Source organism: Streptomyces sp. 3N207, from assembly GCF_052246355.1.
In the GTDB taxonomy this organism is placed as follows: domain Bacteria; phylum Actinomycetota; class Actinomycetes; order Streptomycetales; family Streptomycetaceae; genus Streptomyces.
Genome location: NZ_JBQQBV010000005.1, coordinates 383,636 through 406,833, shown reverse-complemented (window position 1 = coordinate 406,833; position 23,198 = coordinate 383,636). Strand labels below are relative to the sequence as shown.

The 23,198-nt window shown below is 71.0% G+C and carries 20 protein-coding genes and 1 pseudogene; 19 read left to right on the top strand and 2 right to left on the bottom strand.

The features are described from left to right. Together ACTWP9_RS11455 and ACTWP9_RS11450 are read left to right on the top strand one after the other, a co-directional pair. Positions 1 to 215: hypothetical protein (locus ACTWP9_RS11455; protein ID WP_443245939.1), on the top strand; the 215-nt coding region annotated here is incomplete at its 5' end. Then, on the top strand, positions 154 to 747 hold the full coding sequence (locus ACTWP9_RS11450; RefSeq protein ID WP_443245938.1) for a transposase: 594 nt from the start codon (positions 154 to 156) through the stop codon (positions 745 to 747). The genes ACTWP9_RS11455 and ACTWP9_RS11450, both read left to right, overlap by 62 nt. 149 nt (positions 748 to 896) lie before the next feature. Here ACTWP9_RS11450 and ACTWP9_RS11445 read toward each other — a convergent pair whose 3' ends face one another. Beyond that, entirely contained in the window at positions 897 to 1,586 is a 690-nt protein-coding gene (locus ACTWP9_RS11445; RefSeq protein ID WP_443245937.1) for a ribonuclease H family protein, read from the bottom strand. 329 nt (positions 1,587 to 1,915) lie between these two features. On the opposite strand from ACTWP9_RS11445, the gene ACTWP9_RS11440 reads away from it, so the two are divergent. The 16 genes and pseudogenes from ACTWP9_RS11440 to ACTWP9_RS11365 all read left to right on the top strand — a co-directional run bounded on the left by ACTWP9_RS11440 (position 1,916) and on the right by ACTWP9_RS11365 (position 20,281). Further along, complete coding sequence (locus tag ACTWP9_RS11440; RefSeq protein WP_443245936.1) at positions 1,916 to 3,487, top strand: ABC transporter substrate-binding protein; 1,572 nt, start codon at positions 1,916 to 1,918, stop codon at positions 3,485 to 3,487. A 2-nt stretch (positions 3,488 to 3,489) separates the two neighbouring features. Next, a complete protein-coding gene (locus ACTWP9_RS11435; protein WP_443245935.1) occupies positions 3,490 to 4,446 on the top strand; it encodes an ABC transporter permease in 957 nt (318 codons plus the stop codon). Beyond that, positions 4,443 to 5,336, top strand: coding sequence for an ABC transporter permease (locus ACTWP9_RS11430; protein ID WP_443245934.1), 894 nt, complete (start codon positions 4,443 to 4,445; stop codon positions 5,334 to 5,336). Before ACTWP9_RS11435 ends, ACTWP9_RS11430 begins: the two co-directional genes overlap by 4 nt. Then, positions 5,336 to 7,063 (top strand): dipeptide ABC transporter ATP-binding protein, encoded by a 1,728-nt coding sequence (locus ACTWP9_RS11425; protein ID WP_443245933.1) that lies wholly within the window; start codon positions 5,336 to 5,338, stop codon positions 7,061 to 7,063. Before ACTWP9_RS11430 ends, ACTWP9_RS11425 begins: the two co-directional genes overlap by 1 nt. Continuing rightward, positions 7,060 to 9,075, top strand: coding sequence for a CocE/NonD family hydrolase (locus ACTWP9_RS11420; protein ID WP_443245932.1), 2,016 nt, complete (start codon positions 7,060 to 7,062; stop codon positions 9,073 to 9,075). The genes ACTWP9_RS11425 and ACTWP9_RS11420 overlap by 4 nt, the downstream gene beginning before the upstream one ends. Further along, positions 9,072 to 9,722, top strand: a complete 651-nt coding sequence (locus ACTWP9_RS11415) for a TetR/AcrR family transcriptional regulator (RefSeq protein ID WP_443245931.1) — start codon at positions 9,072 to 9,074, stop codon at positions 9,720 to 9,722. The genes ACTWP9_RS11420 and ACTWP9_RS11415 overlap by 4 nt, the downstream gene beginning before the upstream one ends. 93 nt (positions 9,723 to 9,815) lie before the next feature. Next, positions 9,816 to 10,001 (top strand): annotated as a pseudogene (locus ACTWP9_RS11410) (hypothetical protein); the annotation flags it as partial. Positions 10,002 to 10,086: 85 nt separating this feature from the next. Then, on the top strand, positions 10,087 to 10,701 hold the full coding sequence (locus ACTWP9_RS11405; RefSeq protein WP_443245930.1) for a helix-turn-helix domain-containing protein: 615 nt from the start codon (positions 10,087 to 10,089) through the stop codon (positions 10,699 to 10,701). A 118-nt stretch (positions 10,702 to 10,819) separates the two neighbouring features. Further along, positions 10,820 to 12,019 carry an NAD(P)/FAD-dependent oxidoreductase gene (locus ACTWP9_RS11400; protein WP_443245929.1) on the top strand — a complete coding sequence of 400 codons (1,200 nt, stop codon included), beginning with the start codon at positions 10,820 to 10,822 and terminating at the stop codon, positions 12,017 to 12,019. Continuing rightward, positions 12,016 to 12,354, top strand: coding sequence for a (2Fe-2S)-binding protein (locus tag ACTWP9_RS11395; protein WP_443245928.1), 339 nt, complete (start codon positions 12,016 to 12,018; stop codon positions 12,352 to 12,354). The genes ACTWP9_RS11400 and ACTWP9_RS11395 overlap by 4 nt, the downstream gene beginning before the upstream one ends. After that, complete coding sequence (locus ACTWP9_RS11390) at positions 12,351 to 13,832, top strand: FAD-dependent oxidoreductase (RefSeq protein ID WP_443245927.1); 1,482 nt, start codon at positions 12,351 to 12,353, stop codon at positions 13,830 to 13,832. The genes ACTWP9_RS11395 and ACTWP9_RS11390 overlap by 4 nt, the downstream gene beginning before the upstream one ends. A gap of 50 nt (positions 13,833 to 13,882) precedes the next feature. Then, positions 13,883 to 14,815, top strand: coding sequence for a dihydrodipicolinate synthase family protein (locus ACTWP9_RS11385; protein WP_443245926.1), 933 nt, complete (start codon positions 13,883 to 13,885; stop codon positions 14,813 to 14,815). Then, complete coding sequence (locus tag ACTWP9_RS11380; RefSeq protein WP_443245925.1) at positions 14,815 to 15,816, top strand: proline racemase family protein; 1,002 nt, start codon at positions 14,815 to 14,817, stop codon at positions 15,814 to 15,816. Before ACTWP9_RS11385 ends, ACTWP9_RS11380 begins: the two co-directional genes overlap by 1 nt. 143 nt (positions 15,817 to 15,959) lie before the next feature. Next, positions 15,960 to 17,459, top strand: a complete 1,500-nt coding sequence (locus ACTWP9_RS11375; RefSeq protein WP_443245924.1) for an amino acid permease — start codon at positions 15,960 to 15,962, stop codon at positions 17,457 to 17,459. Beyond that, positions 17,456 to 18,802: an MFS transporter gene (locus tag ACTWP9_RS11370; RefSeq protein ID WP_443245923.1), complete on the top strand. Its 1,347-nt coding sequence runs from the start codon at positions 17,456 to 17,458 to the stop codon at positions 18,800 to 18,802. Before ACTWP9_RS11375 ends, ACTWP9_RS11370 begins: the two co-directional genes overlap by 4 nt. 42 nt (positions 18,803 to 18,844) lie before the next feature. Continuing rightward, a complete protein-coding gene (locus ACTWP9_RS11365) occupies positions 18,845 to 20,281 on the top strand; it encodes an aldehyde dehydrogenase (NADP(+)) (RefSeq protein WP_443245922.1) in 1,437 nt (478 codons plus the stop codon). Between the two features lie 93 nt (positions 20,282 to 20,374). Here the strand turns inward: ACTWP9_RS11365 and ACTWP9_RS11360 are convergent, their stop codons facing one another. Then, a complete protein-coding gene (locus tag ACTWP9_RS11360; RefSeq protein ID WP_443245961.1) occupies positions 20,375 to 21,664 on the bottom strand; it encodes an alpha/beta fold hydrolase in 1,290 nt (429 codons plus the stop codon). 317 nt (positions 21,665 to 21,981) lie between these two features. Here ACTWP9_RS11360 and ACTWP9_RS11355 point away from each other — a divergent pair, with 317 nt between their 5' ends. After that, positions 21,982 to 22,947, top strand: coding sequence for a LysR family transcriptional regulator (locus ACTWP9_RS11355; RefSeq protein ID WP_443245921.1), 966 nt, complete (start codon positions 21,982 to 21,984; stop codon positions 22,945 to 22,947). Positions 22,948 to 23,198: the final 251 nt, after the last annotated feature.

Sequence of the window (23,198 nt, the reverse complement as noted above, 5' to 3'; positions counted from 1 at the left end):
GCGGACAGTGGCGCGAGGACCGCGCCGAGAAGATCACGGATGCGGCCCGCGAGACCCTCAAGCTCTGGCCCGACGGCCTGCTCGATTACGCCGAGCTGGCCGAGGACATCGCCGCCGAGGCCCAGCTACGAAGAAGCCGACCCCGGCCAGATCATGGCTTCCGGGCCGGGCCTGGGCGTCATCACGGCAGCGGGCATCCTCGGACGCCTGGGTGACCCCAACCGGTTCGCCAGCCTCGCAGCCATCCGCTCCTTCACCGGACTGGTGCCCCGGGTCAGCCAGTCCGGGCTGACCGGGCGTCACGGACCGCCCACCCGGGCAGGCGACCCGGGACTACGCGAAACCGCGTTCAAGGCCGCCGATCTGGCCCGCCATGTCGACCCCACCCTGGCCAGCCGCTACCACGACCTGGTGGTCAACAAGGGCAAGCACCACAACTCCGCCCTCTGCACTCTCGCCGCGATGCTGATCACACGACTTGCCGCGTGCTGGCGCAACGGCACCCTCTACGAGCTCCGGGACACCGACGGCCGCGAGATCAGCGAAGCCGAAGGCCGTGCCATCTGCGCCACCCAATACAAGATCGACAAGACCGACCGCGCCAAGACACTGATCCGCAGGCGCAGCCAACGCCTCAAGGCAAACACGACGAGCCGACGCGATCAGGAGTCGCTCAGCGCTCCGGCAGCCGGCTCGTCTGCAAACCAGCCTACGAATGCCGCCCGAAGAACACCACAACGGGCTTGACGTCCGTTAGGAACTCACCCCGTGGCACGGCAAGGACCTCCCCGCGAAGCGCCCACCTTCCCTGGTGCGAGCACTCGTTGCCTGGGCGCGTCTTCTCCGCCTCACATGGGTGCCGCTCTTCGTTCCCGCTGCTTCCGCTGGCCTTTCCGCTACGGGGTCGCGCTGTCGCGGCAGGCCCGGTGACCCCAGCCTGACGCGATCTTGGCGATCTGCTCGCCCGTCTCATAACGGGACTTGCAGTGCCCGCAGCGGCCGGGGAACTTCGCTGTGATCACCGGACCCGCCCCGCCACGCGGCAAGCGGCGGGTACGCGCCTTGCCGGAGCGGGGCTTGTCTTCGGTCGCGGGGCTCGGCTGCGGAATGCCGGTGGCGCCGTGTGCGGTGCCTGCGGGGGCCTGCTCGGTGGCCGCGGTGCTCGCAGCGGCGTCAGCGATGGCATTGAGCGGGTCGCCGTTCACCTGGTGGGCGAGAACGTGCTGGAAGACCACATCGCGGCCTTCGAGCAAGGCATCGATACGGACGACCAGGTCCTTGTTGGCCACGGGCTTCTTGGATGCGGTCTGCCAGCCGTTGCGCTTCCACCCCGCGATCCACTTGGTGACCGCGTTCATCGCGTACTGCGAGTCCATCCGGATCTCCAGCGGCACGGCCGGATCGGTGGCCTCCAACAACTCCGCGAGTGCGGTCAACTCGGCCACGTTGTTCGTCGTACGGCCCAGCGGACCCGACTCCCAGCGCTGCGGGCTGCCCGCAGGGTCAGCAAGCACCCACGCCCAGCCCGCAGGCCCGGGATTGACCTTGGCGGCACCGTCACAAGCCGCAACCAAACGTTCTGACATCCCTCGATCATGCCACTCGCGCACCACCCGTCGCGGGCCCCACCGAGCCGGCCGATGAAGAGGCAACAGGCAGATCTCGCCACGAAGCGGCGAGCCCGCCGAGTCCGCCCGAGCCCGGCCGCGGACATCCGCGGACATCCGCCGATGCGGCGAGCAGGCACCTCCGCGGGCGCCGGGCACCCGGCCCACCCAACCCGGTATATCCCTTTTCCTCCCCGCGCTCTGACTTTTCCGCACCTGAGGGTTGGCTGGAAACCGTCGGCCCGCTATCGTTCACGCACTTCACTCAATCGTTCAGCTGAACGAATAGCGGGGAGGACGGTTGCCCCATGACCGACACCCACCGCCCAGGACGGCGGTCACTGCTCGCCGGCGCCGCCGGCCTCGGTGCGTCCTGGCTGCTGTCCGGGTGCACGGGCACAGCGGCCACCGCCGCCCTGCCGGGGGCGGCGCCGAAGGGCGCACCGGACCGCGGCGGCACCCTGCGAATAGCCCGCCCGCCCGCGTCGGACGCCGAGACGCTCGACCCGGCGAGCTCTTTGTCGGCGTACGAGTACCTGGGCGCCCTGTACAACCGTCTCGTCCGCGTCGACGCGGACGGCGACCTCGTCCCCGACCTCGCCGAGTCCTGGGAAGCGGACGCCAAGGCTCGAACCTGGATATTCCGCCTCCGTAAGGGCGTCACCTTCCACAACGGCCGCAGGTTCACCTCGGCCGACGCCGCGTACACCCTGCGCCACATCCTCGACAAGGCGACCACGTCCCCGCAGGCGGCCGTCCTCGCCCCGCTCGTCGACCCGAAGACGCTGCGCACCCCCGACGCCCACACGCTCGTCGTCCCGCTGAAGTCACCGAACGCCGAGTTCCCCAGCCTGCTGACGCACTACAACTGCTACGTCATCCCGGACGGGAGCGGGACGTCCATCGGCCGCACCGGCATCGGCACCGGCCCCTTCAAGCTGGAGTCGTTCGCGCCGGCGGGCCCTGGCCGGGTCACCGCGTTCGAGGAGCACTGGGCCGGGCGTCCGGTTCTCGATGTCATCGCCTTCTCCTCCGTGGCCGACATGTCGGCCCGCGCCAATGCTCTGCTGGCAGGCCAGGTCGACCTGCTCTCGCAGACCAATCTCGACTTCGCGACGGCCCGCGTCGTCGCGGCGTCGGACCGCGCCACCATCGTCCGCGTGAAGAACTCCCAGTGGTACGTGCTGCCGATGCTCACGACGGAGAAGCCCTTCACGGACGTACGCGTGCGCCAGGCGATGAAGCTCGCCTACGACCCCGAGCACATGATCAAGGTCGCGCTGCAGGGCGCCGGAACCGCCGGCTGGGACAACCCCGTGCCGCCCAACGACCCGCTGCACATCCCGGCGCACCCCGAGCACGACCCCGACAAGGCCCGCCACCTGCTGAAGAAGGCGGGCCACGAGGGGCTGACCGTCGACCTCTACACCTCCTCCTACGACCCGGTGTTCACCCCCATGGCGCTGGCCTACCAGGACTCCGCCCGGCGGGCCGGCATCCGCGTCCGGGTCAAGACGGCAGCCGCGGACTCGTACTACACGCAGATCTGGATGAAGAAGCCGCTGATGGCGACCTACTGGTACACGGGCCGGCCCGTCGACCAGCTCTTCACCCAGATCTTCCGCAGCGGGTCCTCGTACAACGAGACCGCCTGGTCCGACAAGGACTTCGACGCGCTGCTCGACCGCGCCCGCGCCGAGACCGACGACAAGCGGCGCCGCGAGCTCTACGGCGAGGGGCAGACGATGGTGATCGAGAAGGGCGGGGCGATCACCCCGATGTTCGCCGACCGGCTCGTCGGGATCTCCCGCAACGTACGCGGATATGCCGAGCACGGGTTCGAGTTCGACTACCTTGCCATCGGCCTGAAGGGAGCCTGAGCATGCTCTCGTTCATCGCCCGTCGCACGGCGTCAGCCCTCGGCACCCTGCTGCTGGCCTCCGTCCTCGTCTTCCTCGCCGTCCAGGCCCTGCCCGGCGACGTCGCCACCCAGATCCTCGGCAAGGACGCCACACCCGACGCCGTGGCCGGACTGCGCCGGCAGCTGGGGCTCGACCGGCCGGCCTGGGAGCGCTACGCCGACTGGGTGCAGGCCGCCCTGCACGGGGACTTCGGCACCTCCCTGGTCTCCGGAAAGCCCGTCGCCGGCGAAGTGGCCGGATACCTCGGCAACTCTGCACTGATCGCCCTGGTCACAGTGCTGTTCGCGGTGACCGGGTCACTGGTGCTGGGCATCGTCGCCGGTCTGTACCGCGACCGCTGGGCCGACCATCTGATCTCGACCGTCGGTCTCGTCGGCATGAGCATCCCCGAGTTCGTGGTGGCCACGGTGCTGGTGCTGTGCTTCTCGATCGCGTTGCCGTGGTTCCCCGCCGTCGTTCTGTACGGCCCCGACGCGAGCGTCGGCCAACTGCTGCCCGCCGTCTGGCTTCCCGCACTCTCGCTGGCGATCGTCATGGCCGCGTACATCGTCCGCATGGCCCGTACGTCGGTCATCGATGTGATGGCGAGCGAGTACGTCACCACGGCCAGGCTCAAGGGCCTGTCCACCTGGCGGGTCGTCACCCGGCACGCCCTGCCCGGCGCCCTCCTGCCCACCCTGCATGTGATCGCCCTGAACGTGGCCTGGCTCGTGGGCGGGGTCGCAGTCGTCGAGAACGTCTTCAACTATCCGGGCATCGGCAAGCTGCTGCTCACCTCGGTACAGAACCGCGACCTGCCCGTCATCCAGGCCGTCGCGCTGATCAGCGCCGTCGTCTACGTCGTGTGCAACCTCGCAGCCGACCTCGCCGCCATGGCCCTCAACCCCAAGCTCCGTACGCGCGGGAGGACCCGATGACCACCCTCGACACCGCACCGCCCCCCGCACCCGCGACCGTGGGGGCGCGCACAGCGCGTGCCTGGCGCACTCTGCGCTCCTCCCGCACCGCGGTCGTCGGCCTCGCCATCGTGGGCGTCCATGTGCTGGTCGCGCTGCTCGCCCCGCTGCTGACGTCGTACGACCCCATCGCCAACGACCCCTCGCATGCGCTCCTCGGCCCCGGGTGGGAACACTGGGCCGGTACGGACCAGTACGGCAGGGACGTCCTTGCCCGGGTGCTGTACGGCGGCCGGTACGCGCTCGGCGTGTCCGCCGCCTCCACTGTCCTGGGGGTCGTGCTCGGCACGGTGATCGGCTGTGCTGCGGCCCTGCGCGGAGGCTGGTTCGACGACATCCTGGGCCGGGTGCTGGACGCGGTGCTCTCGATACCGGCGATCCTCGCGCTGCTCGTCGTCGTGACCGTGCTGGGGACCGGTTACACGGTCATCGTCTGCGCCGTCGCCGTGGTGTTCGTGCCGCAGGTCGTACGGGTGGTGCGCGGTGCGGCGCTCGCCGTCGTGCCCGCCGACTACGTGACCGCGGCCCGCGCCCGGGGGGAGGGAACCTGGGCGATCCTCTGGCGGGAAGTCCTGCCCAACATCGTCGACGTGGTGTGCGTGGAGTTCGCCATGCGGGCCTCCTGGGTCGTCCTGCTGATCTCCTCGCTGTCCTTCCTCGGCTTCGGCGCCGACCCGCCGACCCCCGACTGGGGGCTCATGGTCGCCGAGAACCGCACCGCCATCACCGTCGTCCCGATGGCGAGCCTCGCGCCGATCATCGCCCTGGCCACACTCGTGGTCGGAATCAACCTCGCGGCCGACGGCCTGTCCAAAGCCTGGGGCGTGGACCGGATCAGGGAGGGATCCTGATGAGCCCTCTCGTCTCCGTCAGCTCCCTCTCCGTCTCCTACCGCTCGGGCGGACGGGACGTCCCGGTCGTGCAGGACGTGTCGTTCGAGCTGGCCGAGGGACGCACGCTCGCCCTCGTCGGCGAGTCCGGCAGCGGCAAGTCGACTGTCGCGGCCACCCTGCTCGGTCATCTGCGGCACGGCTCGCGCCTGGACGGCGGGGTCGTCCGGGTGGACGGCCATGACGTCTTCGCCCTCTCCCCCAGGGAGTTGAGGCGGCTTCGCGGCGGGACCGTGGCGATGGTCTCCCAGAACGCGGGCCACTCGCTCACCCCGTCCATGCGTGTCGGACGGCAGATCGCGGAGGCCGGCGGCGACGTGCCGGTGCTGGACCTGCTGGAGCAGGTCAGCCTGCCGAGGCCCGCCGACCTCGCGCGCCGCTACCCGCACGAACTGTCCGGCGGCCAGCAGCAGCGGATCTCCATTGCCATGGCCCTGGCGGCCCGCCCCAAGGTCCTCGTCCTCGACGAGCCCACGACCGGTCTCGACGTCGTCACCCAGCGCGGCATTCTCGACCTCGTCGCCTCCCTGCGCGACGAACTCGGCCTTGCAGCGCTGCTGGTGAGCCACGACCTCGGTGTCGTGGCGCGGATGGCCGACGAGGTGAGCGTGCTGCGGCTGGGCCGGGTCGTGGAGTCGGCACCCACCCGACGGCTCTTCTCCCACCCCGAACAGCCCTACACCAAGCGGCTGCTGGCCAGCGTGCCGCGCCTGACGGACGACGGGCTCGCCCTGGTCAGCGGAACCGGCGAACGGGAGGTCCACGCCAGAGCCGTGGTGTCACCCGAAGCGCCTGTGGCCGTCTCCGCGCAGGACGTCACCGTGGACTACGGATCGGCCCGCGCCGTGCACGGCGTTTCCTTCGACGTCCGGCGCGGCGAGACCGTCGCCCTCGTCGGGGAGTCCGGCAGCGGAAAGTCCACCCTTGCGTGGGCCCTCGCCGGTCTGCGCACTCCCTCCGGCGGCACGATGGCCCACCAGACGGGCGACCTTGCACGCGCCGCCCGCAAACGTCCACCAGCCCTGCGGCGCCGGGTGCAGCTGGTGTTCCAGAACGCCGACACCTCCCTCAACCCGCGCCGCTCGGTGGGCAACGCCATCCGCCGCCCCCTGCGCTTCTTCGGCACAGCGCCGGACCTCAGGGCGGCCACCGCACGGGCCCGCGAGCTGGTGCGGGACGTACAACTCGACCCGGCGCTCGTCGACCGGCTGCCCGCACAGCTCTCCGGCGGCCAGCGGCAGCGGATCGGCATCGCACGGGCGCTGGCCGGCGAGCCGGACGTGCTGATCGCCGACGAGATCACCACGGCCCTGGACGTCTCGGTACAGGCCGACGTGCTGCGGCTGCTCGACGAGCTGCGCAGGGAACGGCAGCTGGCCTGCCTGTTCATCAGCCACGACCTGGCCGTCGTACGGGGCATCGCCGACCGTGTGCTCGTCCTGCGCCACGGCGTGGTGGTCGAGGAGGGCCCCACCGAGGCCGTCTTCGCCGACCCCGGACACCCCTACACCCGTGAGCTGATGGCGGCGGCACTGGAGCCCGCCCCCGACGCGCAGCCCCCCGTCGACGACATACCCGACTGGGCCGACGCAGCAGACGCCGACGGTGTCTGGAGCGACCACGGCCGCGGCCACCGAGTCCGGCGCTGGCGGCCTGCCGGTATCCCCCGCACCGAAGGAGAGTCGTGAAGTACCGCGAGCAGTTCGAACGCCAGGTCGTGCGGGAGGACGTCTGGATCCCCACCCGGGAGGGGAAGGTCCAACTGCACGCGCGCATCTGGCGCCCGGCCGACGCGGAAGGCGACCCCGTGCCCGCGCTGCTCGAGTACCTCCCGTACCGCAAGAGCGACTGGACAGCGCCCCGCGACGCCCAGCGTCACCCCTGGTACGCAGGCCACGGCTATGCCTCCGTCCGGGTCGACATCCGTGGCCACGGCGACAGCGAGGGTGTGCCGGGCGACGAGTACGACGCGCAGGAGCTCGCTGACGGCATCGATGTCGTCAACTGGCTGGCGGAGCAGCCCTGGTGCACCGGCAAGGTCGGCATGTTCGGCATATCGTGGGGCGGCTTCAACGCGCTCCAGATCGCCGCCCTGGCCCCAGCCCCTCTCAAGGCGATCGTGACGGTCTGCTCCACCGACGACCGCTACGACAACGACGTGCACTACACCGGCGGCGCCGTCCTCGGCATCGACATGCTCGCCTGGGCTGGCACCATGCTCGCCTTCGCGGCCCGCCCACCGGACCCGGCGAACGTCGGCGCCGACCGCTGGCTGCCGATGTGGCGCGAACGTCTCGAAGCGCTCGAACCCTTCCTGCACACCTGGCTCGCCCACCAGCAGCGGGACGACTACTGGCGGCACGGCAGCGTGTGCGAGGACTACGGCGCCATCGACGCGGCCGTCCTCGCCGTCGGCGGCTGGAACGACCCGTACCGCGACACGGTGCTACGGCTCGTCGGACACCTTCCGCAGGATCGCGTCCGAGGGCTGATCGGCCCGTGGTCCCACCAGTATCCGGACCGCGGACTGCCCCCGGGGCCCGCCATCGGCTTCCTCCAGGAGACCCTGCGTTGGTGGGACCAGCACCTCAAGGGGGCCGACACCGGGGTGATGCGGGAGCCACTGCTGCGGGCCTGGATCAACGACCCTGTTCCGCCCGCCACATCCCACGAGGTGATGCCGGGCCGCTGGGTCGGCGAGTCGGTCTGGCCCTCGCCGAGGGTGAGCCGGTGGGAACGCCTACTGGGCACGGACGACACGCCTCTGGTGGTCCACTCCCCGCAGCACACCGGCATCGATGCCGGCCGCTTCTTCCCCTTCGGCAATGCCAGTGACCTGCCGCCCGACCAGCGGGAGGAGGACGGCCGCGCGGTCTGCTTCGACTCGGAGCCGCTCGACGGGCGCGTCGAGATCCTCGGCCGGCCGCGGGTCCGGCTCCGGCTGGACAGCTCCACCCCGCGCGCCCACGTGATCGCCCGCCTCTGCGACGTGGCTCCCGACGGCTCGTCCACCCTCGTCACCCGGGGCGTGCTCAACCTGCTCAGCCGGCACGGACGGGACCGGGCCGTCGAGTGGGTCCCGGGAACGTACGAAGACGTCGAGTTCGAGCTCAGTGCCACCGGGTACGCCTTTCCGCCCGGCCACCGCATCCGCGTCGCCCTCTCGAACGCGTACTGGCCGTGGGTGTGGCCGCACGGCGAGCACGGGCAGCTGACCGTACTCCCCGCACGCAGCGCCCTCCTGCTGCCCGTACGAATACCCGGGGAGCGAGGAGAAGAGGAGCCCGTCCACTTCGAGGAGCCCGAGCAGGCACCGCCGTTCCCGGTGACGTACGACGCCCCGGACCGGCCACGTCCCGAGCGGCTCGTCACCCACGATGTCGCGGCAGGAGAGTGGACGCTCGAGGTCGATCCCCGCTACGGCGGCTCCCGCACCTACCCTGACGGGCTGCGCTACGAGGAGAGCGCCCGGGAGACGTACCGTATGCGCAGCGACGACCCGCTGTCGGCCTCGGCCGTCTCCGCATGGAGAATCCGGCTGGCCCGCGGCGGGGAATGGGACGCCGAGATCGTCGCGCGGACGGAACTGAGGGCCACGGCAGCGGAGTTCGTGATGGACAGTCACCTCGAGGCACGGGCGAACGGCGAGACAGTGGCCGAGCGCGCATGGCACCGCACCACCCCGAGGACGTCAGGATGAACGGCGGGAGAAGCCCGCGCCGCGCCGTTGCCGCCGCCGACCGCACGCGGCAACCAACTGAGGTGCGCCGCCGCCTCATCGTCGAGGCGGCCGTTCCGCTGATCGCCGAGCGGGGGTACGCCTCGGTCGGCGTGCGGGACGTCGCCGGCGCGGCCGGGGTGTCGGTCGGCACGGTCACCTACCACTTCGGCAGCGTCCAGGAGATCCTCTCGGAGGCCATGGTGCTGCAGATAGAGCGGTACTACGCGGCCCTCAGCGAGACCGCTGACCGGGCGACCAACGGTGCCGAGGGGCTGCGGCTCCTCGTCGACGCCCTGTTCACCCAGGACACCGACCGGCACTGGCGGATGTGGTTCGAATACTGGAACGCCGGCGAACACCACCCTGATCCGGCGTTCGCCCGCGGTCAGGAGCGGCGCTATGAGAGCTGGCACCGGCAGATCCGTACGCTGGCTGAACGCGGCCTCGCCGACGGCGAGTTCACCTGCAACGACCTGGACGGCTTCACCGCCCGTTTCGCAGCCCTCGCCGACGGGCTGGCCCTGCAACGGCTCCGCCAGACCCCGCCGCTGAGCACTCAGGACGCCCGCCGCCATCTGAACCGCTTCATCGAGACGGAACTCGGCCTGCGCTCCGCAACTTCCTGACGCGGGCGCGCCGAGTGACGGCGAGAACGAACCACGCTTCGGCCCGCGAGGAAGAGGTTGCCGCGGCGGCGTTTTCCTGGCGGAGTGCCGCCAGAGGGCATGGAGCTGTTCCGCGTCGCGGTACTCGGCGCCGACCCCGAACACTTCCCCTCCCTGGCCCACTTCGCCCGCGACCTCCGCCCCCTCGGGGTGGACCGCCGCGCCGCGTTCGAAGAGATCCTCGCCGCCCGTCTCGCCTGCCCCTCTCGTTCTGGCTGGCTTGCCATCCGCAGGACGTGATCCGACCCTGATCGGTATAGCGAACAAACCTCCACTCAGGGGTCGTACGTTATACCGAACGTAGGCAAGTGAGAAGGGGGAGAGCGTGAGCGTCTGCGAGGGTTCGATTCGGGGCATGCTGGCCGTCAATCTCCGGCGGGCAAGAATCCAACGGGAGTTGTCGATCTCCGAGTTGTCCCGGCGCTCGAAGATCGGCAAGGCGACGCTGTCGCAGTTGGAGTCGGGCGCGGGCAACCCCACCATCGAGACGGTGTTCAGCCTGTCGCGCGTGCTGGAGGTGCCCATCTCCGACCTGCTGGACACCCGGCCGGCCGGTGGCCTCACCGTTGTACGGGCCGAGGAGGCCGAGGTGCTCAGCGGTGCGGGCGTCGACCTGCGGCCCCTCCAGCGGGTCGACTCGGGCGACGCCGTCTTCGAGGTCTTTGATCAGCGGGTACGGTCCGGCCGGCGCCAGAACTCGCTCGGCCATGTGGGGACCGAGCACACCATCGTGCAGGCCGGTCGGCTCGGCGTGCGGGTGGAGGGGAGCGAGGTCGAGCTGGCCCCCGGCGACTACGTCGGTTTCGACGCCTCGCTGCCGCACAGCTACACGGCGCTCGACGGGGAGGTGCGCTCCGTGCTGCTGCTCCAGTACCGCGCGGACCAGCGGCTGCACCTGTCGGAGACGGTGCCTGCCGCCCCCTGTGCGATAGAGAGCTGACGCCACCGCGGAGCCCTCGGCGCGATGGCGAGAAAGGATCGGTCCGGCTTGACCGTTGACACGCTCAGCGCCGCGTCATAGCTTTCCAGCGTTTGGTTTACCGAACGAGGAGGGTTCGATGCACGGAACGCGGGTGGCGGTGCTGGGCGCCGGGATCGTCGGCGCCGCCTGTGCTCGCGAGCTGGCTCTGGCTGGACTTGAGGTCACCGTCGTCGACCGCGGCGCGCCCGCGTCGGCGACCACCTCCCACGGCGAGGGCAATGTGCTCGTCTCCGACAAGGGGCCGGGCCCGGAGCTGGAACTCGCCCAGCTCTCCCTGAAGCTGTGGCCGCAGGTGCTCACCGGGATCACCGCGCGCTCCCAGCAAGCGGCGCGCGCGGTGGAGTGGGAGCCCAAGGGCGGCATCGTCGTGGCGACGACCGACGCCGGCGCCCGGGGACTGTCGCGGTTCGCCGCCGCCCAGCACGCGGCGGGAGTGTGCGCCGAGGTGAAGGACGCGAGTGAGCTCGCCGCACTCGAGCCCTACGTCACCCGCGAGCACACCGCAGCCCTGTACTACCCCGAGGACGCCCAGGTGCAGCCGGCCGGAGCCGCCACCGCCCTGCTCGGCGACGCGCTCGCCGCCGGCGCGACCCTGCGCACAGGCTGCGAGGTGCTCGGAGCGGTCACCCGCGGGGGCCGGATCACCGGGGTCCGCACCTCGTCCGCGCTGCTGGAGGCCGATTGGTTCGTCAATGCCGCGGGCCCCTGGTCCGGCGAGCTGTCCACCCGCCTCGGCGCACCGGTCGACGTACGGCCCCGGCGCGGCGACGTGCTGGTGACGACCCCGCTGCCGCCGATGGTCTTCCACAAGGTCTACGACGCGGACTACGTGGGCGCCGTCGGCAGCAGCGCCGAGGATCTGCAGACCTCCGCTGTCGTGGAGTCCACCCGGGGCGGCAGTGTGCTCATCGGCTCCTCGCGCCGCCGGGTCGGCTTCGACGACCGGCTGCGTCCGGAGGTGCTGTCAGCCATCGCCGCGAAGGCGCTGCGGCTGTTCCCGACCTTGACCGGGGTGCCGGTGATGCGTGCGTACGGCGGCTTCCGGCCGTACGTCCCCGACCATCTGCCGATCATCGGCGCGGATGCGCGGCTGGCCGGTCTGTGGCATGCGAGCGGTCACGAAGGCGCCGGGATCGGCCTGTCGGTGGGCACCGGGCGGCTGCTGCGGAATCTGATGCTCGGCGAGCCGACCGACATGGACGCTGCCCCCTTCCGGGTGGACCGTCCCGCCGTGCTCGGCGAGAGCGCACCCCCTGTGAGTGAGGAGACGGAATGAGCCCCAGACGTGTCCGCGCCGAGTCCGACGCAATCGGGCGGCAGGACCGGCCGCTGCGGATCACGGTCGACGGTGATCCTGTCGACGGGATCGCGGGCCAGACCATCGCAGGAGTCCTGCTCTCCGCCGGCCGGCGGGCCTGGCGCCGGGGACGCTCCGGTGCGCCGCGCGGAGTGTTCTGCGGGATCGGCGTCTGCTTCGACTGTCTGGTGACGGTGGGCGATGAGCGTGATGTGCGCGCTTGCCGCCGCCGGGCCCGGGACGGCGACGTGGTGACCACTCAGACCCGGGAGACGTCCAGCACTCCCACCACGCCCGGAGCGGAGGAGCGATGACGGATCGCCATGTCGCGGTCGTCGGCGCCGGGCCCGCGGGCCTGGCCGCCGCGGAGGCCGCGCTGAGCGCCGGCGCCCGGGTGACGCTGATCGACTCCGCGGACCAGCCCGGCGGCCAGTACCACCGGATGGTGCCCGAGGCGTACGACGCGGCCCGCCCGGAGGCACTGCAACACGGCTGGCGGGCCTTCGACCGGCGCCGCCGCCGGGTGCTCGCCCACCCGCGGTGCGCCTGGTGGCCCGAGACCTCGGTGTGGGCGCTGGAGCGCCCGGAACCGGAGCAGCCCGGAGTGCCGCGGGTGCACCTGCTGCACGGCCCGGCCGATGGCGGCGGGCGGCACCGCCACACGCTCCATCCCGATGCGCTGGTGCTCGCCGTCGGCGCGCACGATCGCGTTCTGCCGTTCCCCGGCTGGGAGTTGCCCGGCGTGTTCACCGCCGGTGCGGCCCAGGCGCTCGCCAAGGGCGAGCGGGTCGTGGTCGGTGATCGTGCGGTGGTCGCCGGCACCGGTCCGTTCCTGCTCCCGGTGGCCGCCTCGCTGCTGGAGGCCGGCTCCCGGGTGTTGGAGGTGCTGGAGGCCAACACGCCGGGCACCGTGGCCCGCGGCTGGTCGCGGCGTCCGTGGCAGCTCGCGGCGCAGGTTGGCAAGGCTGGCGAACTCGCCGAGTACTCCGCCCTGTTGCTCCGTCACCGGGTGCCCTACCGTACGGGCCGCACCGTGGTCGAGGCCCGTGGCGACGGCCGGGTCGAGGAGGTCGTCACCGCACGGCTGCGTGCGGACTGGTCGGTGGTGCCGGGCAGCGAGCGCACGGTCGCAGCCGATGCGGCGTGCGTCACGCACGGTTTCAGCCCGCAACTGGAGCTGCCGGTGGCCGCCGGTTGCGCCCTGCGCTCCACACCGGCCGGCGAGTTCGTGGACGTCGACGACGACCAGGCCACCAGTTGCCCCGGCGTGTACGCCGCGGGCGAGATCACCGGCATCGCGGGCGCCCCGACCGCACGGGCCGAGGGCGCGCTCGCCGGCTGGCTCGCCGCGGGCGGCGACCCGGATGCGAGAGCGCTGCGTCATCTGCGGCGCAGCCGGGACCAGGGCCGCGCGTTCGCCGAGCGGCTGGCCCGTGCGCACCCGATCGGTGCGGCCTGGCCACAGTGGCTGCGTCCCGAAACCGTCGTCTGCCGCTGCGAGGAGACGGACTACGCCTCGCTGTGCCGGGCCGCCGCCGACCAGACGAGCGCCGCCGCGCGGGTCGCCAAGCTGGCGACCCGGGCCGGCCTCGGCCCGTGCCAGGCCCGGATCTGCGGCCCCACGGTCGCCGAGCTGACCGCCCGGCTGTCCGGTGAGCCCGCCGACCGGCCGGTCGAGGGCCTGCCGGTACCCACACCGCACCGGCGCCCGGTCGCCCAGCCCATCCGGCTCGGCGAACTGGCCGCAGCCCCCGAACCGTCGCCCGAGGGCCCCGCTCCTCACCACCTCTGACAGTTCGGCTCCCCCACACCATCCAACTCCCCTCTGAAGGAGAAGAGTTCATGAGCGACACCAAGAAGCAGGACCTGTCCCTCGGCGGCGTGGTCGTGGCCACAGCGCTTCCCTACTACGAAGACGCATCCGCACCCGCCGGTCTGGCCGTGGACTACGACCGTTTCGCCGAGCACTGCCGCTGGCTGGTGGAGAACGGCTGCCACGGCGTCGGCCCGAACGGCTCGCTGGGCGAGTACTCCTCCCTGACGGACGAGGAGCGCCGCAAGGCCGCGCAGACGGCGATCGAGGCGGTCGGCGACTCCGGCATCGTGGTCGTCGGGGTGCACGGCGTCGGCTCGCACCAGGCCAGGCACTGGGCCGAGGTCGCGGCCGAGGACGGCGCCGACGGGCTGCTGTGCCTGCCGCCGACCATGTACCGCGCCAACCGCGGTGAGATCCTCGCCCACTTCGAGGCCGTAGCTTCCGTCGGCCTGCCGGTCATGATCTACAACAACCCGATCGACACCAAGGTCGACCTCACCCCGGACCTGATCGCGGAGATCGCCCAGCTCGAGAACGTCGTCGCGGTCAAGGAGTTCTCCGGCGACGTCCGCCGCGTCCTGGAGATCAAGGAGCAGGCCCCGGGGCTGGAGGTCATCAGCGGCGCCGACGACGTCGTGCTGGAGAGCCTGCTCATGGGCGCCACCGGCTGGTTCGCCGGCTTCCCGAACGTCTTCCCCGCGGAGTCGGCACGGCTGTACGACCTGGCTGTCGCCGGCAAGCTGGAGGAGGCCCGCGCTCTGTACGAACCGCTGGTCGCCGCCTTCCGCTGGGACTCGCGCACCGAGTTCGTCCAGGCCATCAAGCTCGGCATGGAGGAAGTCGGCCGGTTCGGCGGTCCTTGCCGCCCGCCGCGCGGCCCGCTGACACCCCGGATGCGCGAGCAGATCCAGTCCGACATGGCCCGCGCCATCTCCGCGCTTGAGAGGCAGTCCGTCTGATGCGGTCGGTCCGTACGATCAGCGCCGTCGACTCGCACACCGAAGGCATGCCCACCCGCGTCGTCACCGGCGGGGTGCCCCCCATCCCGGGCGACACGATGGCCGAGCGCCGCCGCTACGCGCTGGAGAATCTGGACGGACTGCGCCGGTTCCTGGTCGACGAGCCGCGCGGGCACTCCGCGATGAGTGGAGCAATCCTGCAGCCGCCCACCCGCCCGGACGCCGACTGGGGCGTGCTCTACATCGAGGTCAGCGGCTTTCTGCCGATGTGCGGCCACGGCACCATCGGTGTGGCCACCGTCCTGGTGGAGACCGGGATGGTCGAGGTCAGCGAACCGGAGACCACCGTCCGTCTCGACACACCCGCCGGGCTGGTCGAGGCCCGGGTGACAGTCGTCGACGGCCGCGCCGAGCAGGTCACCCTGCGCAATGTGGACGCCTTCGCGCTCGAACTCGACGCGACGGTGCAGGTCCCGGGCCTCGGCGAGGTCCGCTACGACATGGCGTACGGCGGCAACTTCTACGCCGTCGTCGAACTCGACCGGCTCGGGCTGCCGTTCGACCGGGCGCGCAAGGACGAGATCCTCTCTGCCGGACTGTCGATCATGCAGTCCATCAACGAGCGGAACCGGCCGGTGCACCCGGCCGATCCGCTCATCGGCGGCTGCAAACACGTGCAGTTCCTGGCACCGGACTCCACTGCCCGGCACTCGCGCAACGCCATGGCCATCCACCCCGGCTGGTTCGACCGCTCCCCCTGCGGCACCGGCACCTCAGCGCGGATGGCCCAGCTGCACGCGCGTGGCGACCTGCCGCTGAACACCGAGTTCGTCAACGAGTCGTTCATCGGCACCCGGTTCACCGGCCGGCTTCTGGAGACCACCGAGGCCGGCGGGCTGTCGGCCGTCGTCCCCGAGTTCTCCGGCCGGGCCTGGATCACCGCCACGGCGAATTATTTGCTCGATCCGAGTGATCCTTTTCCGCACGGGTTCGTTCTTTAGCGCTGCGCCGGCGGTGCCGGGAAGGACCGCTCTTCGCCTGCGGGCGCGCTGTGGCTGGTCGCGCAGTTCCCCGCGCCTCCTTCGGGGCGCAACCCCCGCCCCGCACTCCCACTTCACTTCGTACGACCATCGGAGGGACCGCCATGTCCCGTTCAGCTCCAGTCATATCCCAACAAAGACCGAGCCCCAGCGGGGGGCTGTTCTCCCGGCAGGGCATCTTCCGCCTGAAGCCCGTCGACTCCTCCGAGGAGGAGAGCACGGGCGGGCTCCGCCGGACCATGGGGCTGTGGCAGCTCGTCGCCCTCAGTCTCGGCGGTCTGGTCGGCGCGGGAGTCTTCTCGCTCGCCGGCGTCGTGGCCCACGAGGACGCCGGGCCCGGCGTGATGATCTCGTTCCTCGTCGCCATCATCGCCAGCACCGCGGCAGCGCTGTGCTACGCCGAGTTCGCGGGCACCATCCCCAAGGCCGGCTCCGCCTATACGTATTCCTACGCCGCGCTCGGCGAGGTCGTCGGCTGGTTGATCGGCTGGGACCTGCTGCTCGAGTACACCGCCATCGTCGCGGTGGTGGCCATCGCCGTGTCCGGCTACTTCTCCTACATCCTGGAGCGCATCGGCCTCGACCTTCCGTCCTGGATGCTCGGCGCGCCGGGCACCGGTTCCGGCCACAAGGTCGATCTGTTCGCCGCGCTGCTGTGCCTGCTGCTGGCCTTCGTGCTCTCCCGCGGCACCAAGGAGTCGGCCCGCTTCGAGACCATCCTGGTGGTCGTCAAGCTCGGCATCGTCGCCCTGGTGGTCATCGCCGGCGCCTTTCATATCTCCTCGGGCAACTACTCGCCGTTCCTGCCCTTCGGAATCGGTGGCGCGTTCACCGGTGCGGCGACCGCGTTCTTCGCCGTCTACGGCTACGACGCGATGAGCGCAGCGGCGGAGGAGAGTGCCGAGGCGAAGAAGGTGCTGCCGAAGGCGATCGTGATCTCGCTGGCCATCGCCGCGGTCGTCTATCTCCTGGTCTGTGTGGTGCTGCTGGGCATGCAGGACTACCGCGACATCGACACGGACAGCCCGTTCTCCAGCGCGCTCGGCGCGGTGGGCCTGGGCGGCCTCGGCATCGTGGTCGCGGTCGGCGCCATCATCGGCATCACCACCTCCGCCTTCGCCAATATGCTCGCGGTCTCCCGGGTCTGGTACTCCATGAGCCGCGACGGGCTGCTGCCGCGCTACTTCGCGAAGAACCACCCCAGACGGCACGTGCCGACCCGGGTGATCTGGCCGGTGGGCGTCGGATCCGCGTTCATCGCCGGATTCCTGCCCATCCGGGAGGCCGCCGATCTCACCAACATCGGCATTCTGGCGGCCTTCACCGTCGTCGCCATCGCCGTTGTGGTGCTGCGCAGGACGCGGCCCGATCTCCCGCGTTCCTTCCGCACCCCGCTGGTGCCGCTGGTCCCGGCCATCGGTGTGGCCTTCTCCATCTGGCTGATCGCCAATCTGGACTGGGTGACCTGGGTGCGGTTCGCGGCCTGGATGGCTCTCGGACTGGTCGTCTACTTCGTGTTCGGCGTCCGTCACTCGGAGGAGAACAAGCTCCGGGCCTCGGCACCGGACAAGCTTTCCGAGCAGAGCGACGGAGGCCCCCAATGACCGCCGAACCGGCCGCCGTCCGCTCCGGCGCCGACTCGGGCACCGCAGGCAGAACGGAGGGCGGGCACAACCCGCGCACCGTCAGAAAGGTGATGACCGCATCGGCGATCGGGCACTTCGTCGAGTGGTACGACTTCGCCGTGTACGCGTACGCGGCACCGGTGATCGCCACGCTGTTCTTTCCCGACGCGAACACGTTCGTCGCTCTGCTCTCCACCTTCGCCGTGTACGCCGTCGGGTTCGTGATGCGTCCGATCGGCGCGTTCCTGCTCGGCAGCCTCGGTGACCGGATCGGGCGCAAGCGGGTGCTGGCCGGTGTGATCCTGATGATGGGTTGCGCCACGACGGGCATCGGCCTGCTCCCCACGTACGGCCAGATCGGCGTGCTCGCACCGGTGCTGCTGGTCATGCTGCGGCTCGCGCAGGGGTTCTCGGCCGCGGGCGAGACCATCGGCTCGAACTCGTTCGTCGCCGAGCACGCGCCCTCGAAACGGCGGGGGTTCGCGGTCGGCATGGTCTACACGTGGTCCAATCTGCCGCCGGTCCTGGCCGCCCTTCTCGTCTACTTCCTCACCGGCGCGACGAGCAGCGGCGCGTACGAGTCCTGGGGATGGCGCGTGCCGTTCCTGCTGGGTGCGCCGCTCGCCGTCGTCGGCCTCTACATCAGGACGCGCGTCGACGAGTCACCGGCGTTCGCCGCGGTGAAGGAGTCCAAGCGGGTCGCGTCCGCACCGATCCGCACCGTGTTGCGCGAGCACCGGAAGGAAATGGCGGTCTGCTTCAGCATCGCGGCGGTCGCCAGCCTCGGGTACTACTCGCTGACCGGCTACTTCTTCACGTATCTGACGGTCACCGTCGGCATGGGCGACTCTGCGGCCCTGCTGTCCAACAGCATCGCCCTGACCGTCACCTTCGTCACGGTGCCCATCGCCGCGGCCCTCTCGGACCGCATCGGACGCAAGCGCGGACTGCAGCTCGCCGCCGTGCTGAATGCGCTGTTCGCCGTCCCCGCCTATCTGTTGGCCGGGCAGGCGAGCCTGCCGAGCGCGATCGCGAGCCAAGGGCTGCTCGCGCTGAGCCTGGGCATGTTCTTCGGCCCGGCCGGGGTCGCGTTCGTCGAACTGTTCCCCGCCCACACCCGCTACACCGGCGCCTCCATCAGCTACAACATGGCGTTCACGCTCTTCGGAGGCACCGCGCCGCTGCTGTCGATCTTCCTGATCGAGCAGACCGGCAGCACCATCGCCCCCGCGTGGTATGTCGTCGCCGTCTCCGTCGCGGCCCTGCTGGTCATTGCCCGGATGACGGAGACCAGCCGACGCTCGATGCTCCCCGACGCGTGACGGCCGACGCCCATCGCGCCACGGAAAGAAGAAGGAAGCACCATGAACAATGTCGTAAGCGAACCCGACCGGGCGGTGGCCGCTGCCGCCGCCGCGGCCAGGGCATGGGCCGAGTCGGCGCTGACGGACCGCGCACGCGCCCTGGAAGCCGTCGCCGAAGCACTGGAAGCCGAGCGCGCGGAGCTGGTCGCGCTCGCCGGTGCCGAGACGAACCTCGGCGCGGCCCGCCTCAACAGCGAACTGACCCGCACCACCTTCCAGTTGCGGCTCTTCGCCGAGGAGGTGCGCGCGGGCGCGTTTCTCGACGTCCGTATCGACCGGCTCGACCCGGAGTGGCCCACCGGTCCGCGGCCCGAGCTGCGCCGCTACCGCACCGCGCTCGGGCCGGTCCTGGTGTTCGCGGCGGGCAACTTCCCGTTCGCCCTCAGTGTGGCCGGCAGCGACACCGTCTCCGCCTGGGCGGCAGGCTGTCCGGTCATCGTCAAGGCGCACCCGGGCCACCCCGGACTGTCCCGCCGCACCGCAGAGATCATCCAGCAGGCGATGGCCGAGGCGGGCGCGCCGGACGGCGTGTTCGGGCTGGTCGAGGGGCAGCAGGCCGGAATCGACGCACTGCGCCACCCGGCGCTGCGCGTCGCCGCGTTCACCGGCTCCGAGCGCGGCGGCCTGGCGCTGGCCCGTATTGCCGCCGAACGCCCTGAGCCCATCCCGTTCTACGGGGAACTGGGCAGCGTCAACCCTGTCGTGGTGACCCCGGCCGCGGCCGACGCCCGAGGCGCGGACATCGCGCAAGGCTACGTCGGCTCGCTCACGCTCGGCGCGGGCCAGTTCTGCACCACCCCTGGTCTGCTGTTCGTTCCCGCCGGCAACGGCCTGGTGGACGAGATCGTGCGGCTGCTGCGCGAGGTGCCGAGCGCGCCGATGCTCGGCTCCTGGATCTCCGACGCGTACGTCGAGGGCGCACGCCGTCTCGCCGAGCGCCCCGGAACGAGCCCGCTGGTGTGGCCGGAGGACGGGGCGTCAGTGGCACCGCGGCTGCTGTCCACGGACCTGGCGTCGTTCGCCGCCGACATCGAGGCGGCGGCCCAGGAGTGCTTCGGCCCACTCGGGCTGGTGGTGACGTACGAGCGGCCGGAGGATCTTCCCGGCACAGTGGCGGCGCTGCCCGGCCAGCTCACCGCATCCCTGCACGGCGAGCCCGAAGAGGCGGCCGAACTCGCCGACCTGACCGCGGCACTGGCCGAGCGCAGCGGCCGGGTGCTGTGGAACGAGTGGCCGACCGGTGTCTCGGTCACGCACGCGATGCAGCACGGCGGCCCGTTCCCCGCCACGACCGCACCCGCGATCACCTCTATTGGCACGGCGGCGATCGAACGGTTCCTGCGCCCGGTGTCCTACCAGTCCCTGCCCCAGCCCCTGCTCCCGCCACCGCTCCGGGACGACAACCCGTGGCGCGTACCCCAGCGCATCCGCCCGTAGGTTCTGTCCGATGGGTCCTGCGCAGCTCCGCGTGGTGCTACCGGAAGGTGTGCCCCTCCCTCCTGTGCACACCCCCGGTGCACGACGCGGAGTTCAGGCGCGGCCTGCGGCAAGGTCCATCAGGCGGGCGAGGACCTTGCCGCCGGAGGCGTTGAGCCCGTCGTGCTCCCACTCGTTGGTGACCCAGACCCGGGTGGAGCCGACCACCCGGGCGGTGTCCAACGACAGGCCGGCGTCCACATACATGTCGTCGTGGTAGACGACCGCGGCGAGCGGGACCGTGTTGGCGGCGAGGCGGCCGAGGTCGTACAGCGGCGGCCAGTCGGTGCGCCGGGCGAGAAGGTCTGCGGCGGCTGCGAAGGGGCGCAGGCCACGGATGTCGTCGAACATCCAGGGATAGATCATCTCGCCTGTGAACAGCAACGGGTCGGCGTCCTCGGCGAACTCGGGGAAGGCGGCGAGGGCACGGTCGGCCGCCCAGTCGGTGGGTGCGGCGCCCTGTCCGTACAGGCTCTCCTGGAGGACGGCGAAGAGCGGGTTGTCGATGAAGCCCGTCAGGGCCATCACCTGGTACAGGAAGGTGTCGGTCAACTCGCCGTCACTGTCTAGGGCTTCGTCGAGGGCTTCGTCGAGCAGCCAGTGCAGGCGCTCGAATCCGTCGCCCATGCCGAGCATGAGGCCGAGGGTGCGCAGCCGGCGAACGGTGAGTCGATCGCCGTCGGGCAGGCGCACGTCCCGTGCCGCGAGCAGATCGGCGATGCGACGCAGCCGCGGGGCATCGTCCGGGTAGCGGGCGTAGAACGCGTGAACCCGGTCGCGTACGCGCGGAGAGGTGCGGGAGTACACATCGTCGGCTGTGGCGGTCAGGCCCGGCAGGCCACCGGCGACGTAGCAGGCCCTGAGTGCGTCCGGGGCCTGCGAGAGGTAGGTGAGGGTGAGGAAGCCACCATAGCTCTGGCCAAGCGTCTCCCAGGGTTGCCCGCCGCACAGCTGGTGCCGTATCAGTTCGGCGTCCGCGACGATCGAATCCGCCCTGAAGTGGGCGAGGTGGGCTGCCAGGTCAGCCGGGTGCCGGAAGCGGGCGGCGGCCCGCGCGGTCATGGGGGTGGACCGGCCGGTGCCCCGCTGGTCGAGGAGCAGAACGCGGTGGGTTCTCAGCGCGTGTGCCAGCCAGCCGGGCGCCGTGCCCGACGGCCGGGGGGACTTGCCGCCCGGGCCGCCCTGGAGGTACAGCAGCCAGGGCAGCTCTTCGCCGGCGCGGGCGCCAGTTCGGGAGCGGTCGGCGACTTCGCGGGCACATATCTCTATGGTCTCTCCGCCGGGCGCTGAGTGATCCAAAGGGACCGTGAAGACGTGATCGACGGTCGCATACGCGGGGTTCATGGTGTTCTTCCGGGACCGGCCGCGCGCGTCCGCGGCCATGGTGCGGCAGCCGCGTCGCGAGGGGTGACGTGGCGTTTCCTGACGCTGATCAGTCTTGCGGTCAGCAGCGGGCAGCGGAAACTCCCGGTTGTCCATAACTCCGTGTTATGGGAGAGGGGGAGATGGCCTTGGCGTTCTTCGTCGGCACGACGTACAGCGTGTCGTACGCGGAGAAGTCCACGTCGGGGTCCGCAGCGGTGACGGCGTCCTTGATGGATGCCTAATGAGGGGTGAAGCACCCTGTCCGGAACCTCCCGTCGGTCCATAACATCCGTGCCATGGATCTGGAGATACGGCACCTGCGTGTGGTGTGCGCCATCGCCGACGCCGGCAGCCTCACCCGGGCCGCCGCGGCGCTGTGCACGACCCAGCCCGGCCTGAGCGCCCAACTGCGGCGCATCGAAAACCTCCTGGGCGGTGCGTTGTTCGACCGCAGCCGAGCCGGGGCCGCGCCCACACCGCTGGGCGAGCTGGTCCTGGCCCGCGCCCGCAGCATCCTGCCGGGCGTCGACCAGCTCCTCTCCGACACCGCCCGGGCCACCCGCCGCGCCGCAGCGCCTGCGCTCCTGCGCGTCGGTTCGGTGGGGGCACCCCTTCTGGGGCATCTCCTCATCGCGCTACGGGAGTTGCTGTCCGGAGCACAGCTGACGTCCCGCTGCCAGTACGCTCCCGCTCCGCTTCTGGACGACGTCCGCGCCGGCCGGCTGGAAGCGGCCATCCTCGGCGACCATCCCGGCCAGGAGCTGACGGCGTACGACGGCGTCCTCCTGCACCCGCTCGTCACCGAGCCCGTCTTCGCACTGCTGCCCGCCGATCACCCCTTGGCCGCCCAGGAGGAGGTGAGCCTCGCCCAGCTTGCCGGGGAAGACTGGGCCGCGCCCCGCCCGGACAGCGATCGCACACGCGAGTACTGGTCGTCGGTCTTCTCCCGGACGGAACACCATCTCCGTATCCCCTACGAGGCCGAGGGACGGCAGCTGGTCGAGATCGTCCGCGCGGGCCTGGCCGTGAGCCTGTGCCAGGCCACTTTCATCGAAGTACCCGGCGTCGCCGTGCGCCCGTTGGCCGGGAACCCCCTGTGGTACCGCCATGTGCTGGCCTGGCACCGTGACGGCCCGCTCACCCCGCACGGCGAGGCGATCCTGCGGCACGTCCGCAACGGTTACCTGAGCGCCTGCTCCGACAACCCCGCGTACGCCCGCTGGCGGCAACGTTTTCCGTCACCGCAGCCCACCTGTTCCTGACAGAACAGCGGAAGTGCCCAAAGACCCCCCTGCCAGGACTTGTCCGGGCGAGCAAGCGCGGAGCCGGAGGGCGAAGGCTGCTGCGGTTGTGGTGCCGAGGTAGACGCAACGAACCTGGGTGGACACCGCTTCGCGGGTGGCTCCGCTTGTCCTGACGATCTGGGACGGCGGGCTGACGGCGGCGATCTATAGTGCCTGCGAGGGGCGGAACACCCGGCGGTGTCGAGCGGGCGGAACCTCAGACCCCAGGA

Excerpts from the sequence above, each read along its gene's own strand:
- ACTWP9_RS11380 (WP_443245925.1), top strand. The coding sequence starts at position 14,815 with ATGCGGTCGGTCCGTACGATCAGCGCCGTCGACTCGCACACCGAAGGC.
- ACTWP9_RS11450 (WP_443245938.1), top strand. The coding sequence starts at position 154 with ATGGCTTCCGGGCCGGGCCTGGGCGTCATCACGGCAGCGGGCATCCTC.
- ACTWP9_RS11395 (WP_443245928.1), top strand. The coding sequence starts at position 12,016 with ATGAGCCCCAGACGTGTCCGCGCCGAGTCCGACGCAATCGGGCGGCAG.
- ACTWP9_RS11360 (WP_443245961.1), bottom strand. The coding sequence starts at position 21,664 with ATGAACCCCGCGTATGCGACCGTCGATCACGTCTTCACGGTCCCTTTG.
- ACTWP9_RS11375 (WP_443245924.1), top strand. The coding sequence starts at position 15,960 with ATGTCCCGTTCAGCTCCAGTCATATCCCAACAAAGACCGAGCCCCAGC.
- ACTWP9_RS11415 (WP_443245931.1), top strand. The coding sequence starts at position 9,072 with ATGAACGGCGGGAGAAGCCCGCGCCGCGCCGTTGCCGCCGCCGACCGC.
- ACTWP9_RS11440 (WP_443245936.1), top strand. The coding sequence starts at position 1,916 with ATGACCGACACCCACCGCCCAGGACGGCGGTCACTGCTCGCCGGCGCC.
- ACTWP9_RS11390 (WP_443245927.1), top strand. The coding sequence starts at position 12,351 with ATGACGGATCGCCATGTCGCGGTCGTCGGCGCCGGGCCCGCGGGCCTG.
- ACTWP9_RS11425 (WP_443245933.1), top strand. The coding sequence starts at position 5,336 with ATGAGCCCTCTCGTCTCCGTCAGCTCCCTCTCCGTCTCCTACCGCTCG.
- ACTWP9_RS11430 (WP_443245934.1), top strand. The coding sequence starts at position 4,443 with ATGACCACCCTCGACACCGCACCGCCCCCCGCACCCGCGACCGTGGGG.
- ACTWP9_RS11370 (WP_443245923.1), top strand. The coding sequence starts at position 17,456 with ATGACCGCCGAACCGGCCGCCGTCCGCTCCGGCGCCGACTCGGGCACC.
- ACTWP9_RS11445 (WP_443245937.1), bottom strand. The coding sequence starts at position 1,586 with ATGTCAGAACGTTTGGTTGCGGCTTGTGACGGTGCCGCCAAGGTCAAT.
- ACTWP9_RS11365 (WP_443245922.1), top strand. The coding sequence starts at position 18,845 with ATGAACAATGTCGTAAGCGAACCCGACCGGGCGGTGGCCGCTGCCGCC.
- ACTWP9_RS11435 (WP_443245935.1), top strand. The coding sequence starts at position 3,490 with ATGCTCTCGTTCATCGCCCGTCGCACGGCGTCAGCCCTCGGCACCCTG.
- ACTWP9_RS11400 (WP_443245929.1), top strand. The coding sequence starts at position 10,820 with ATGCACGGAACGCGGGTGGCGGTGCTGGGCGCCGGGATCGTCGGCGCC.
- ACTWP9_RS11355 (WP_443245921.1), top strand. The coding sequence starts at position 21,982 with ATGGATCTGGAGATACGGCACCTGCGTGTGGTGTGCGCCATCGCCGAC.
- ACTWP9_RS11385 (WP_443245926.1), top strand. The coding sequence starts at position 13,883 with ATGAGCGACACCAAGAAGCAGGACCTGTCCCTCGGCGGCGTGGTCGTG.